The organism is Rhodococcus sp. SJ-2, assembly GCF_053750035.1.
Map to the genome: position 1 here is coordinate 3,473,916 of NZ_CM132340.1, position 12,813 is coordinate 3,486,728.

Consider the following 12,813-nt stretch of genomic DNA (forward strand, 5'->3'; position numbering starts at 1 on the left):
GGACCAGCCTGTCACGACGCGGGCGAGGCCCCGAAGCGGGTCAGTTTGTCGGGATTGCGCACCGCGTACACGCCGGTGATCAGGCCCTCTGCGATCTCGAAGAGGAAGACGAGGTCGATCACGCCGCGCGAGTACACGAGCACACCCGGTGCCGTGTTGACCGTCGCGGCGGAGACGGTCATGTCCGGTAGTCCCACACGTGCGAGTCCGGAGAACAGGCGCGCCACCTTCTGCGCACCGTGGACCGGCACCTTGGCCGCGGTGACCTTGCCTCCGCCATCCGCGATGTACATGGCATCGGGCGCGAGCAGCCGGAGCAGGCCGTCGAGATCGCCGGTCATTGCGGCCGTGAAGAACTCACCGACCACGCGGTCGGTCTCGTCGCTCGCGGGTGTGAACCGCCGTCGCCGCTCCTGCACGTGGTCGCGGGCCCGGTGAGCGATCTGCCGGACGGAAGCCGGGGTGCGGTCGACGGCGTCGGCGATGTGCGTGTAGTCGAATCCGAAGACCTCGCGCATCACGAACACCGCTCGTTCGAGGGGGCTCAACGTCTCGAGAACCAGGAGCATCGCCATCGACACCGATTCGGCGAGTTCGACCTCCGCCGACGGATCGGTATGGCGCTCGTCCGTCGCGGTGAGGAGCGGTTCGGGCAGCCACGGCCCGACGTACTCCTCACGCCGCCGTTGCGCAGCTCGCAACGAATTGAGTGCCTGCCGCGTGACGACCTGCGCTGCGTAGGCGCGTGGTTCCGCGATTGTGCTCGGGTCGACCTTCGCGAACCGCAGGTAGCTGTCCTGGAGGACATCTTCGCTGTCCGCGACGCTACCGGTGATCTCGTAGGCGATCGAGAACAACAGGCCGCGGTGTTCGGTGAAGACCCGCGACGGCGAGGTGTCGCCGGAGGTCACCGTACGCCGGCCGTGTCGAGGGCGGGGCCTGCCGGGACGAACGGTGCGTGGCCGCGGGCTTGGCGTCGCATGAACCAGATGGTGCCACGCAGGATGCCCTCCTTGGCGACTGTCGCCGGCCTCCCCCGTACCGCCGTCGCGCGAGGTGTGTCGGCGGATGTGGTGAACTGCAACGCGGCCCGGCCACGACCCAGCGAGATGCACTGCGCGACGAACCCGAGCGACAACGGTTCGGGTTCGCGACCCTGTAACACGTCCCACACCGTTCCCGCACCGTGTACACCGAGCGGAATCGCGGCCTGGCAGCTCATCCGGACGTAGGGCCGCTGCGCGATCGTGATGGCGTCGCCCACGCCGATCACGTCGGCACGGTTCGTCGACCGCAGAGCAGCATCGACGCGCAGGCGACCGAAATCGTCGACGTCGAGTCCGCTGCGGCGAGCGAGATCGGGTACCGAGAATCCTCCCGCCCACACCGTCAGGTGGGAGGGCACCTCGGTGCCGTCGTCGAATCGCACACCGGCATCGTCGATCTCGGTGACGGTGACGCCGGTGAGAATGTCGATGCCGAATCCGGTCAGGGTGCGTCGCAGGTACCGGCGGGTGCGGTCGGGCAGGCCCGGGCCGGGATCACCGACGAGTGTGTAGCGATTGCCGGGGTGCGCCGTGGCGAGTTCGGTCACGGTCTCGATGCCGGTGAATCCGCCGCCGACGACCGTGACCGCAGCACCGGCGGGCAATGCTTCGATCGCGGTGTGCAACGCCGACGCGGATTCGAGGTCGGATACCGAATGCGCCCGCTCGCCGCCCGGGACGTCGATCCGGGCCGGTCCGCTACCGACCGCGTACACCACGGCGTCGCAGGTCAGTACCGAACCGTCGGTGAGGAGTACTGCACCGTCGTCGATCCGTTCGGCGGTGCCCACTCGCAGTTCGGCACGGGGATGAAGCAGGTCGGTGAGTTCGTGTGTCGCCGACCCGGTCGCGGCCGCATGCTGGTGCAGCCGGGTCCGTTCGACGAACACCGATCGAGGATTCACCACGGTCACTGCGACGTCGGGGTGTTCGGAGAGGAGTCGGTTCGTGGCCATCACGCCCGCATATCCGGCGCCGACGACCACCACATGAATGTGTGTGTTGCTCATGGTTCTCGCCTCGATCCATTCGTTCGGATGTGTCGGTCATTGGACACCGCGCGGGCCGGGAACGTGACATCTCGGTGGGAAATGTGGTCAGCGTCGCAGCGGAGACTGCCCCGGTGCCAGGGATGCGTTCTCGGCGGCGTCGCGTCCGGCATGGAAACCGTCGGCGTCGACACCGCGACCACCGGAGGAGCGGGTGGTGGGGAACAGACGCCGGAACTCCGCATCCACCGCTTCGGAGCGGCGCGCGAGGATGGGGGCGAGATCGGTCATCGGTACGCGCGCATCGGCGGCGGCTTCCGCAGTGGCGTGAGCTTGGGCCTCGCGGAGTCGCTCGCCGATGCGGTTCGCGAAACCGGTGAGGAAGGCGCGTCGGAACGACGTGGCCCCGCCACCCCGCCTGCCTGCAGTCCCGGCCGTGTTCATGGCGCGCGTGCTCTGGACGAGCAGAGATGTGAAGAGCATCTCGACCTGCTCGAGATCGACCACGGTGCCGACGATGGTCGCGATCTGCACCCGGGTGAACCACACCGTGCGGACCCGGTTCGCATCGCCGATCGCGGTGAGCAGCAGTACTTTCTCCTTCGCGTAAGGACGCTCGAGGTGGAGGCGCCGGCCCCTGACCGGATCGGTGGAAGGCCGGGCACCACCGAGTACAGCCGCTCCTACCGCGTACCGAGTCATGAGCTCCTGTGCCTTGGCGGTGAATGCCTCTGCCTCGCCGGGGAATTCGGTGGACTCGGCTTTCGAGAGTAATCCGCGGATGCGTTCGAGCACCCGCGGATCCGGGGCAGGGGGAGCGGTGCCGTCCGGTGTGGTGCGCGTCTGAGGCCATTGGGACGGCGGCGTGGTCAGCTGGGTGAACCGCGGAAGGTATTTCCACGTGTAGGCGAGTCCGTCGACCTGGAACCGCGACACGTGCGGCAGTACGCGCAACAGGCTCGTCTCGAACGGGTGGCCGGCTTCGGCGATGCGGGCGATCGCGGGGTGGCGATCGCCGATCGTGCGGACCTGGTGCAGCCATTCGGTGGGCGCGCGGTGGGACGCGCGGGTGCGATGGGCGTCGAACAGCACGGACGCGGCAGCGAGCGGCGTATCGGTGGGATCTCCAGAGTGTGCGGCCATGTGGAGTACGTCGGCGGGCTGCCAGCCGCGCTCGTAGGCGCCGTTCAGCTCGACGAGCAGGACCTCGGCGCGCACTTCGTCGGTTCGAATGTATGTTCCATTGCTGGGCATGGGGGAGAGTGTGGCGGAAGCCACCGACAAGTTCCGGTTCGGTGTGGCTGCTCCCCGAAACGCCGGAGTCCGGGCCGCGTCACGCTGCGGCCCGGACTCCGGCGATGCGATCCTCGCTCGGCGACGTTCGACTACTCCTCGTCGACGAAACGCGGGAATACCGGTGATGGCGCAGGCAGCGCGGTGCCCGGCACGAGACGCGTCGCGATGTCGGAGAACTGCCGAGCCTGAGGACCCTGGCCGAGCAGATCGAGGATCTTCGAACCCGCGTCCGGCATCACCGGTTGAACCAGGATGCCCACGACACGTACGACTTCGAGAGTCACGTACAGCACCGTGGCCATCCGCGCCGGATCCGTCTTGCGGAGCACCCACGGCTCCTGCGCCGAGAAGTACCGGTTGGTCTCCCCGAGCACATGCCAGATCGCTTCCAGCCCGAGATGGATCTGCTGTGCGTCGAACTCGGCGCGAACCTGCTCGAGCAACGCGTGTGCCTGCGCGAGCATCGCGTCGTCCTCGGCGGTGAACTCGCCCGGGGTCGGAACCTGCCCATCGAGGTTCTTCGCGACCATCGTCAGCGACCGTTGCGCAAGGTTGCCCAGGTCGTTCGCGAGATCGGCATTGATCCGGGTGACGATCGCCTCGTGACTGTAGCTGCCGTCCTGTCCGTACGAGATCTCGCGGAGCAGGAAGAAACGCAGCGGATCGAGGCCGTACTTCTCGACCATCTCGATCGGGTCGACGACGTTGCCGACCGACTTCGACATCTTCTCGCCCTTGTTGAACAGGAAGCCGTGCACGAACACCCGCTTGGGCAGTTCGAGACCGGCCGAGATGAGGAACGCAGGCCAGTACACGGTGTGGAAGCGGGTGATGTCCTTGCCGATGATGTGCAGATCGGCCGGCCAGTACCGCTTGTACGACTCCGACTCGGTGTCGGGGAACCCCGCGCCGGTGAGGTAGTTCGTCAGGGCGTCGACCCACACGTACATGACGTGATCGGGGTGGCCCGGGACGGGCACGCCCCAGTCGAAGGTGGTGCGGGAGATCGACAGGTCCTTGAGCCCGCCCGAGACGAAGCTGACGATCTCGTTGCGCCGCGTCGCGGGAGCGATGAACTCGGGGTGTTCGTCGTAGAGCTTCAGGAGCTTGTCCTGGTACGCCGACAGGCGGAAGAAATACGTCGACTCCTCGGTCCACTCCACGGGCGTGCCCGTGTCGGTGGACAGGCGCGACCCGTCGTCCTGCAGGGTCGTCTCGGCCTCGGTGTAGAACGCTTCGTCGCGCACCGAGTACCAACCCGCATAGGTGTCGAGGTAGATGTCGCCGTTGTCGACCATGCGCTGCCAGATCTCCTTGCTGGCCTCGAGGTGATCGTCGTCGGTGGTGCGGATGAACCGGTCGTACGAGACGTTGAGGGACTTGTCCAGGGCCTCGAACACGTCGGAGTTGCGTCGCGCCAGCTCGGTGACGGAGATGCCCTCCTTGGCGGCTGTCTGCTGCATCTTCAAGCCGTGTTCGTCGGTGCCGGTGAGGAACCGGACGTCGAAGCCGTCGAGGCGCTTGAACCGTGCGAGGGCGTCGGTGGAGATGTACTCGTACGCGTGCCCGATGTGCGGGACGCCGTTCGGGTACGCGATCGCGGTGGTCACGTAGAACGGCGGGCGAGCGGACTCGGCGAACGGCGGGCGGGTGGGAGCGGCGGCAGTCATGGTGGCAACTACTTTATAGGGCGTGAGCAAAAGCCGTCCTGCCCCCGAAGCTCCGGAACCGCTGGCGCCGCTCGTCGACGCCCATACCCATCTCGATGCGTGCGGAGCGACCGATGCTGCGACGACCGCCACGATCGTGGACCGGGCCGCCGCGGTGGGCGTCGGCCGGGTGGTCACGGTGGCCGACGACCTCGATGCCGCGCAGTTCGCGGTGCGGGCCGCGCACTGGGATCCGCGGGTGTTCGCGGCCGTGGCGATCCATCCGACGCGCGCGAACAGCCTCGACGACACGACACGCACCGAGATCGAGCGGCTCGCAGCCGACCCGCGGTGCGTCGCAGTGGGGGAGACCGGCCTCGACCTCTACTGGCCGGGGAAGCTCGACGGCTGCGCCGAGCCGGCCGAACAGGAAGAGGGCTTCCGCTGGCACATCGATCTCGCGAAGAGGCTCGACAAGCCGCTGATGATCCACAACCGCGAGGCCGACGACGATCTGCTGCGGGTGCTGCACAGCGAGGGCGCACCCGAGACCGTCATCTTCCACTGTTTCTCCTCCGGCCCCGAGATGGCGCGGGCCTGCGTCGACGCCGGCTACCACCTGAGCTTCTCGGGCACCGTCAGTTTCAGAAACGCCAAGGCGTTGCGCGAGGCGGCGCCTCTCGTGCCGCGCACGCAGGTCCTCGTCGAGACCGACGCGCCGTTTCTCACACCGCACCCGTTCCGGGGCGCACCCAACGAGCCCTACTGCCTGCCCTACACGGTGCGCGCTCTCGCCGACGTGCGCGGCGAGAGCGCGCCTGAGCTGGCCGCAGCAACCACCGCGAATGCCGAGCGGGTGTACGGACTTTCGTGAGTGACGCCCGCATCGGCGCCCCGGACGTGAGACCGTGGGCGCATGCACAACTTCGTCTATACGGCACAACCGGCCCGGGTGATCTTCGGTACGGGCACCGCGTCGACTGTCGGCGACGAGGTGCGCCGGCTCGGTAGATCGCGTGTGTTGCTGCTCGGCGGCGAGCATGTGAGTCCGCAGACGGATCTCGTCGAGCGCGCACTCGGATCGTTACAGGTGGCGCGGTTCGACGGTGCGGTGATGCACACTCCGGTCGCCGTGACCGAGCGTGTTCTGAAGTACGTGACCGACCATCGGGCGGATGCGGTCGTCGCCGTCGGTGGTGGATCGACCACGGGCCTGGCGAAGGCATTGGCGGTGCGAACCGGGATCGATCAGGTGATCCTGCCGACCACCTACGCGGGTTCGGAGGTCACGCCCACCCTCGGGGAGACGGCCCACGGGGTGAAGACGACGAGGTCGTCGCCGGACATCCTGCCGGAGACGGTGATCTACGACGTGGAGTTCAGCGCCGGGTTGCCGGTGCCGATGGCCGTGACCAGCGCCGTCAATGCGCTGGCGCACGCGGTCGAGGCGTTGTATGCACAGCACGCCAATCCGATTGTCGATGCTCTCGGGTTGCAGGCGATCGTGTCGATCGGGCGCGGTCTGCCTGCGCTCGGTGTCGACGGTGCCGACCTGGAAGGCCGCTCCGATCTGCTGCTTGCCGCGTGGTTGTCGGGGGTGTGTCTCGGATCGGTGGGGATGGCTCTGCATCACAAGTTGTGTCACGTTCTCGGTGGGTCGTTCGATCTGCCGCATGCTGCGACGCACACCGTGATGCTGCCGCACGTCATGGCGTACAACGCGCCGTCGGTTCCGGACGTGATGGCCCGGATCGCCGAGGCGCTCGAGGTGGATTCGGCTCCCGCGGGCGTGTACGACCTCATCGTTTCTGCAGGCGGGCCGACGAGTCTGGCGGAGCTCGGCCTGCGGGAGGGCGATCTCGACGATGCCGCACGACGAGCGACCGAGAAGACGTATCCGAACCCGAGAGAGGTCACCAACGTGGGGGTGCGGCGGTTGCTCGGCGAGGCGTTTACAGGGAGACGTCCGGCGTGACGTCGATTACACCGGTCGCGCTAGGTTGAACCTACAACCTCGCGCTGCTACTTTTGGTTGCGTTGTCAACTAGAAGGGGCCTTCGGCCTCGCAACCGAAAGGTCATTTCGTGAACAATCCCCTCGTTCGAGACATCGGCATTCTCATCGCGCGGCTGGGCCTCGGAATCATCCTGTTGACCCACGGCCTGCAGAAGCTCACGGTGTGGGGCCAGTCCGGTACTTCCGCCGCGTTCGAGGGTATGGGTGTGCCCGCGGCCTCGGTGAGTGCGTTCGTTGCGACGTGGGTCGAGATCCTCGGCGGCATCGCACTGATTCTCGGTCTGCTGGTGCCTGTCTTCGGCGCGCTGCTGTTCCTCGTTATGGCGGGTGCGTTCGTCATCGTTCACGTCGGAAACGGCGTCTATGTGGCCGACGGCGGCTTCGAGCTCGTCGCTGCGCTCGGCCTCGGGGCGCTGCTCCTTGCTGTCGTGGGTGCGGGTCGTTTCAGCATCGACCACATTCTCGGGCCCAAGCTTCCGTTCCTCGCGCAGTCGGCGCAGGCGGAGCGGGCGCCGGCTCGCAGCGCCGTGTAGTCGATCCCGTCGATCGGGCGGCGACTGTCGATCGCAGCCGGAGGGCGCATTGTGGGTGATTCTTCACCCGCGATGCGCCCTTCTCTCGTTTCCACCCTGCATCCGCGGTGTCGCCCGAGGCAGGAAGATCAACGGCATTCCGGGACGATCGTAGGAAATTCATCGAAATCGAGAACAATGTAACTCCGGCCACAATATCCGCGAATCCTGGCGGCCGATGAGCTTTGTATCAGCACGAGTTGTGATTGAAAATATCGGTTTATCACCGAATGGTTACGCTCATATACCCAGGTGAAGTGGGTGTAGTTGCCATATCAATTCACGTTCGTTACCGTGCCGTGATCACAGTCGTCGTCTGTCTGGAATTGTTGTGTCACCCTTCACCAAGATCAACCGAATCAAATCGCCGGTGTTCTTCGCGCTCGTTGCGGCATTGTTCGTAACCATTGCGGCCGGCGGGATCACCGCGCTCGTCAAGCACAAGGACGTCACGCTCGACATCGACGGAGAGCAACGAGCCTTCGGCACGATGAGCTCGAACGTCGGCGACATCCTTGCCGCTGCCGGATACCAGGTGGAGGAGCACGACGTCGTCGCCCCGGCCGTCGATTCCGCCGTGTCCGACGGGGGCACCATCGTGTTGCGCCAGGCCCGCGAGGTCACGCTCACCGTCGACGGTGCGGAGCGCACCGTGTGGACCACTGCGCTCACCGTCGACGAAGCTCTCGCGCAGTTCGAGCTGAACGACGACGTGTACGTGTCGGCTTCCCGTTCGCACCGTCTGCCGCTCGACGGCACCGAACTCGAGGTCGTCAATCCCAAGACCGTGCAGTTCGCCGACAACGGCGCGCCCGCCGCGCCCGTGCGCCTCGCGGCACCCACCGTGGGTGAGTTCTTGACCGCGCACAATGTTGCCCTCGAGCAGGCCGACAGCGTGAACGTCCCGGCCGATGCCGCGCTCGAAGAGGGCATGGAGATCGTCGTGACCCGCGACCGTGTCGAGAGCCGCATCGAGACCCTGCCGATCGAGGCCCCGCAGAACCGGGTCGACGATCCGAACATGACCGAGGGCGAGACCGCGCTCGACAACCCGGGTGTTCCGGGTGAGCGTTCCGTCACCTTCGACGTCCACACCGTCAACGGTGTCGAGGTCGGCCGTACCGAGACCGCGTCGACGGTTCTCTCCGAACCTCAGCCCGCGATCCTTCGGGTCGGCACCATGCCCAAGCCTGCAGTTCCCGCATCCGGCCGGGCATCCACGTGGGACGCCCTTGCGCAGTGTGAGGCCACCGGAAACTGGGCCATCAACACCGGAAACGGCTTCTACGGAGGCCTGCAGTTCACGCAGCAGACCTGGGCCGGGTTCGGCGGAACCGAGTACGCTCCGCGCGCCGATATGGCCACCCGCGAACAGCAGATCGCCGTCGCCGAGAAGGTTCAGGCAGCACAGGGCTGGGGTGCATGGCCGTCATGCACCAGCAAGCTCGGCCTGCGCTGAGGCGACATGCCGCCGACTCCGGTGCGCTAGGTTCGCCTCGTGCAAGCAGACGATTCAGACGCCACCCCGGCTTCTCCGCGCGGCCTCGCCGCGTTGCTCGGCCCCGCAGAGGTCCGGACTCTCGCGGAGGAGTTCGGGGTGCGTCCGACCAAGCAGCTGGGCCAGAACTTCGTGCATGATGCCAACACGGTGCGGCGCATCGTGTCGGCCGCGGGAGTCGGCCCCGACGACGTGGTGCTCGAGGTCGGGCCGGGGCTGGGGTCACTGACCCTGGCCCTGCTGGACGTCGTCGACCGCGTGGTCGCGGTGGAGATCGATCCCAGGCTGGCCGAGCGCCTGCCTGCGACGGTCGCTGCGCGTGCCCCGCAACTCGCCGGTCGCCTCGATGTCGTGCCGATGGATGCGATGAAGGTTTCGGTGGACGATCTCCCGTCGCAACCGACCGCGCTCGTCGCGAATCTCCCCTACAACGTGGCTGTGCCGGTGCTGTTGCACCTGTTCGCCGAAATTCCGTCATTGCGCACTGCCCTGGTGATGGTGCAGCTCGAAGTGGCCGATCGTCTTGCGGCGCAACCGGGTAGCAAGGTCTACGGCGTGCCGAGCGTGAAGGCCCGATACTTCGGCGATGTTCGGCGCGCGGGTTCGGTCGGGCGTTCGGTGTTCTGGCCTGTGCCGCAGGTCGAGTCGGGCCTCGTGCGCATCGACCGTTACGAAACCCCGCCGTGGCCCACTGATCCGGCGCACCGCAAGGCGGTCTTCGCGGTGGTGGACGCGGCATTCGCTCAGCGGCGAAAGACGTTGCGCGCAGCGTTGAGTGGTTGGGCCGGCTCGCCCGCAGACGCCGAACGGCGCCTGGTCGCAGCGGGTATCGAGCCGTCGACGCGGGGGGAGAGGCTCGATGCAGCCGCCTTCGTCCGGCTGACGTCGATCGCAACTGAGGGTTGAGTCACCTTGCGGTGGCATCGAGACCCGATGTGTGCTCTACTTGAACCTGGTCGTTAGGTAGTGTGTTTGTGGTTAACCCTCGCACATTTCTAGTTGCGAGCGGATGCGATACCACCACGGAATCGGTTCAGCCGTCGAGTGACAGACCCGGAAGCCGAGACCGGCTTCCGACGAGACAGGGCGGCAACTGTGCGTCCTGCCTGTAAGTGAAGGAACAGCAATGGCTGAAGGTACTGTGAAGTGGTTCAACGGCGAAAAGGGCTTCGGCTTCATCGCTCCGTCCGACGGTTCGGCTGACGTCTTCGTGCACTTCTCCGAGATCCAGGGCCGCGGCTTCCGCACCCTCGAGGAGAACCAGCGCGTGAGCTTCGAGATCGGCCAGGGCCAGAAGGGCCCGCAGGCCACCGGCGTCAACGTCATCGGCTGATACCAGGCTTCTCATCATCAGGGCCGGCACCCGTTTCGGGTGCCGGCCCTGATGTGTTGTTGCCGAGAACCGAAGTGCGTCAGCCGATGACGGCGCCGTGCCCGACGATGCCGACGTTCGACGAACCGGTCGACGACCCTGCTCCGTCGGCCGAACCGGTGGCGATCCCAGCGGATCCCGTCGGGGGGTTCACGCAGTCGACCATGTTCAACGACCGCAGAACGAGATCGCCCAGGGAGCACACGCGAGGTGCAGGTGCGGGCTCCGCCGACGCAGGGCCTGCTGTGCCCAGAGCAGCTGCCAGTGCGAGCGCTCCGACCGCGACGGTGCTTCGCAGAACTCGTCTCATGTATTTCCTCCAGATCCGGCGCCGTGACGTGATGACGGCGATCGCCCGAGCATAGATGCGCCCGATGTTCACGCGCGCGTGTACCTCTCCGCGAGAAACCGGAGCCGCTCGCTCTGCGCCCGGCACGCATCGCGGAGGCCGGCGGGTTCGAGCACCGTGAAGTCCACGTCGAAGGCGACGAGCCACTCGGCGATTCTCTCCAGGGACTGTCCGCCGAGCACGAGTGCGCATGTTCGTGCGTCGACCTGCTCGAGGGTCCCCCATCTGTCGTCGACCATCGGGGTGATCGTCTCGAACGGTGCGTGCAGCAGCACCCTCGCGGTTACCGGTGCTGCGCCACGCGTGATGCCCCGCGAGACGAACTCGGCAGCACCTCCAGGCGGGAGCTCGCGCGGAACGAACCGCGGGCCGGTGGGGATCTTCGGTTCCATGCGGTCCACGCGGAACGAGCGCCAATCCTCGCGTGCGAGGTCCCACGCGACGAGATACCAGCGCAGTCCCGCACGCACCACCCGGTACGGCTCCACCTCCCGGCGCGAGGCCGTGTCGTCGTGGGAGTGGTAATCGAAGCGCAAGCGCTCGTGGCGGTGACAGACGGCCGTCACGGTCGCGAGCAGCTCGGCGTCGACCGCGGATGCCACCGGGCCACGATCGACGACGTCGATGTGCAAGGATTCGAGCCGGTGCTGCAACCGTGACGGCATGACCTGCCTCAGTTTGGTGAGTGCACGTGCTTCGGCGTCCCCGAGGCCGGTGACCGCGTCGTTGGTGCCGGAACGCAACGCGAGTGCGACGGCCACGACCTCGTCGTCGTCGAGCAGCAGCGGCGGCATCTCGGCGCCCGCGCCGAGCCGGTAGCCGCCGCCGACGCCGACATTCGCATCGACGGGGTAGCCGAGGTAGCGGAGCTTCTCGACGTCGCGTCGGACCGTGCGGGTGGTGATCTGCAGACGCTCGGCGAGTTCGGTGCCGGACCATTCCCGTCGCATCTGCAGGAGCGACAGCAGACGCAACAGGCGGGCGGAGGTTTCGCGCATGATCAGACTGTGTCACGAATAACGGACGACTTCCGTCCTCGATTGTGGTCGTTGCCGGTCCCGCAGCGCGGGTAAGCTGTGTATTCGTGCTTTCCGTCGTCCCCGCCTCCGTCAGCGTGAGGGCTCCGTCCAAGGTCAACCTGCACCTCGCGGTCGGGGACCTCCGCCCCGACGGCTATCACGACCTGCGCACAGTGTTCCAAGCGCTGTCGCTGCACGACGAGGTGACCGTCGCCCCCGCAGGAACTCTCCGCGTCGAGGTCCGTGGACCCGACGCGGGTTCGGTGCCCACCGATTCGTCGAACCTCGTCTGGCGTGCCGCGGAGATGCTCGCCGAACGCGCCGGACGCACACCCGACGTCGAGATCACCATCGACAAGGGGATCCCCGTTGCCGGAGGCATGGCGGGCGGAAGCGCCGACGCGGCCGCGACGCTCGTCGCCCTCGACGCGCTGTGGAGGACCGGAGCAAGCCGCGACGATCTCGACGAGATCGCCGCACTGCTCGGCAGCGACGTGAACTTCTGCCTGCACGGTAATACCGCACTCGGAACCGGACGCGGTGAACAACTCGTGCCCGTCCTGTCGCGCGGCACCTTCCACTGGGTGCTCGCGATCGCGAAAGAAGGCCTGTCCACGCCCGTCGTCTTCCGCGAACTCGACCGGCTGCGCGCCAGCGGTGACCCGCAGCGCGTGGGCGACACCGACGATCTGCTGCATGCGCTCGGCGCCGGTGACGCTCGCGCGCTCGCTCCGTTGCTCGGCAACGACCTGCAATCGGCCGCGTTGTCGTTGAACCCCGGTCTGCGTCGCACCCTGCGCGCAGGGGTCGAAGCGGGAGCTCTCGCCGGCATCGTGTCCGGCTCCGGGCCCACCTGCGCATTCCTCGTAGACGATCAACGCGCCGCGGTCGAGGTGAGCGCCGAGCTCGCGGGCGCCGGGGTGTGCCGAACCGTGCGGATCGCGTCCGGCCCGGTGCCGGGCGCGCGCATCGTCGATCACGATCGGTCCTGACACCCCATTCCCGAT

At 67.0% G+C, this 12,813-nt stretch carries 13 protein-coding genes; 7 read left to right on the top strand and 6 right to left on the bottom strand.

What is annotated here, in order from left to right; translation table 11 throughout:
- Positions 1-11 precede the first annotated feature (11 nt).
- The 4 genes from ACSYG9_RS16360 to metG all read right to left on the bottom strand — a co-directional run bounded on the left by ACSYG9_RS16360 (position 12) and on the right by metG (position 5,001).
- The gene (locus ACSYG9_RS16360; protein WP_440123551.1) at positions 12-911 is read right to left on the bottom strand and encodes an RNA polymerase sigma-70 factor; all 900 of its coding nucleotides are present in this window, start codon (positions 909-911) and stop codon (positions 12-14) included.
- Complete coding sequence (locus tag ACSYG9_RS16365; protein ID WP_440123552.1) at positions 908-2,056, bottom strand: FAD-dependent oxidoreductase; 1,149 nt, start codon at positions 2,054-2,056, stop codon at positions 908-910. Before ACSYG9_RS16365 ends, ACSYG9_RS16360 begins: the two co-directional genes overlap by 4 nt.
- An 87-nt stretch (positions 2,057-2,143) precedes the next feature.
- Positions 2,144-3,289 (bottom strand): DUF2786 domain-containing protein, encoded by a 1,146-nt coding sequence (locus ACSYG9_RS16370; protein ID WP_454839170.1) that lies wholly within the window; start codon positions 3,287-3,289, stop codon positions 2,144-2,146.
- A 131-nt stretch (positions 3,290-3,420) separates the two neighbouring features.
- Positions 3,421-5,001 carry a methionine--tRNA ligase gene (gene metG / locus ACSYG9_RS16375; RefSeq protein WP_454839171.1) on the bottom strand — a complete coding sequence of 527 codons (1,581 nt, stop codon included), beginning with the start codon at positions 4,999-5,001 and terminating at the stop codon, positions 3,421-3,423.
- A 22-nt stretch (positions 5,002-5,023) separates the two neighbouring features.
- Here metG and ACSYG9_RS16380 point away from each other — a divergent pair, with 22 nt between their 5' ends.
- From ACSYG9_RS16380 to ACSYG9_RS16405, 6 genes are all read left to right on the top strand, one after another.
- Positions 5,024-5,854, top strand: coding sequence for a TatD family hydrolase (locus tag ACSYG9_RS16380; protein ID WP_454839172.1), 831 nt, complete (start codon positions 5,024-5,026; stop codon positions 5,852-5,854).
- Positions 5,855-5,896: 42 nt separating this feature from the next.
- Positions 5,897-6,955, top strand: coding sequence for a maleylacetate reductase (locus tag ACSYG9_RS16385; protein WP_454839174.1), 1,059 nt, complete (start codon positions 5,897-5,899; stop codon positions 6,953-6,955).
- A gap of 109 nt (positions 6,956-7,064) precedes the next feature.
- Entirely contained in the window at positions 7,065-7,529 is a 465-nt protein-coding gene (locus tag ACSYG9_RS16390; protein WP_454839176.1) for a DoxX family protein, read from the top strand.
- A 370-nt stretch (positions 7,530-7,899) separates the two neighbouring features.
- Entirely contained in the window at positions 7,900-9,027 is a 1,128-nt protein-coding gene (locus tag ACSYG9_RS16395) for a transglycosylase family protein (RefSeq protein ID WP_454839177.1), read from the top strand.
- Positions 9,028-9,066: 39 nt separating this feature from the next.
- Positions 9,067-9,972, top strand: a complete 906-nt coding sequence (rsmA, locus tag ACSYG9_RS16400; protein ID WP_454839179.1) for a 16S rRNA (adenine(1518)-N(6)/adenine(1519)-N(6))-dimethyltransferase RsmA — start codon at positions 9,067-9,069, stop codon at positions 9,970-9,972.
- Between the two features lie 220 nt (positions 9,973-10,192).
- A complete protein-coding gene (locus ACSYG9_RS16405) occupies positions 10,193-10,399 on the top strand; it encodes a cold-shock protein (protein ID WP_006553820.1) in 207 nt (68 codons plus the stop codon).
- Between the two features lie 79 nt (positions 10,400-10,478).
- On the opposite strand, the gene ACSYG9_RS16410 is transcribed toward ACSYG9_RS16405, so the two are convergent.
- Complete coding sequence (locus ACSYG9_RS16410) at positions 10,479-10,748, bottom strand: hypothetical protein (RefSeq protein ID WP_440123560.1); 270 nt, start codon at positions 10,746-10,748, stop codon at positions 10,479-10,481.
- 68 nt (positions 10,749-10,816) lie between these two features.
- Positions 10,817-11,785: a WYL domain-containing protein gene (locus tag ACSYG9_RS16415; RefSeq protein WP_440123561.1), complete on the bottom strand. Its 969-nt coding sequence runs from the start codon at positions 11,783-11,785 to the stop codon at positions 10,817-10,819.
- A gap of 86 nt (positions 11,786-11,871) precedes the next feature.
- Between ACSYG9_RS16415 and ACSYG9_RS16420 the strand changes: the two genes are divergently transcribed.
- Complete coding sequence (locus tag ACSYG9_RS16420) at positions 11,872-12,798, top strand: 4-(cytidine 5'-diphospho)-2-C-methyl-D-erythritol kinase (protein ID WP_454839181.1); 927 nt, start codon at positions 11,872-11,874, stop codon at positions 12,796-12,798.
- Positions 12,799-12,813: the final 15 nt, after the last annotated feature.

Bases quoted from the DNA above. Each gene is read 5' to 3' on its own strand.
- ACSYG9_RS16415 (WP_440123561.1), bottom strand. From the start codon at position 11,785: ATGCGCGAAACCTCCGCCCGCCTGTTGCGTCTGCTGTCGCTCCTGCAG.
- ACSYG9_RS16385 (WP_454839174.1), top strand. From the start codon at position 5,897: ATGCACAACTTCGTCTATACGGCACAACCGGCCCGGGTGATCTTCGGT.
- ACSYG9_RS16405 (WP_006553820.1), top strand. From the start codon at position 10,193: ATGGCTGAAGGTACTGTGAAGTGGTTCAACGGCGAAAAGGGCTTCGGC.
- ACSYG9_RS16365 (WP_440123552.1), bottom strand. From the start codon at position 2,056: ATGAGCAACACACACATTCATGTGGTGGTCGTCGGCGCCGGATATGCG.
- ACSYG9_RS16370 (WP_454839170.1), bottom strand. From the start codon at position 3,289: ATGCCCAGCAATGGAACATACATTCGAACCGACGAAGTGCGCGCCGAG.
- metG (WP_454839171.1), bottom strand. From the start codon at position 5,001: ATGACTGCCGCCGCTCCCACCCGCCCGCCGTTCGCCGAGTCCGCTCGC.
- ACSYG9_RS16410 (WP_440123560.1), bottom strand. From the start codon at position 10,748: ATGAGACGAGTTCTGCGAAGCACCGTCGCGGTCGGAGCGCTCGCACTG.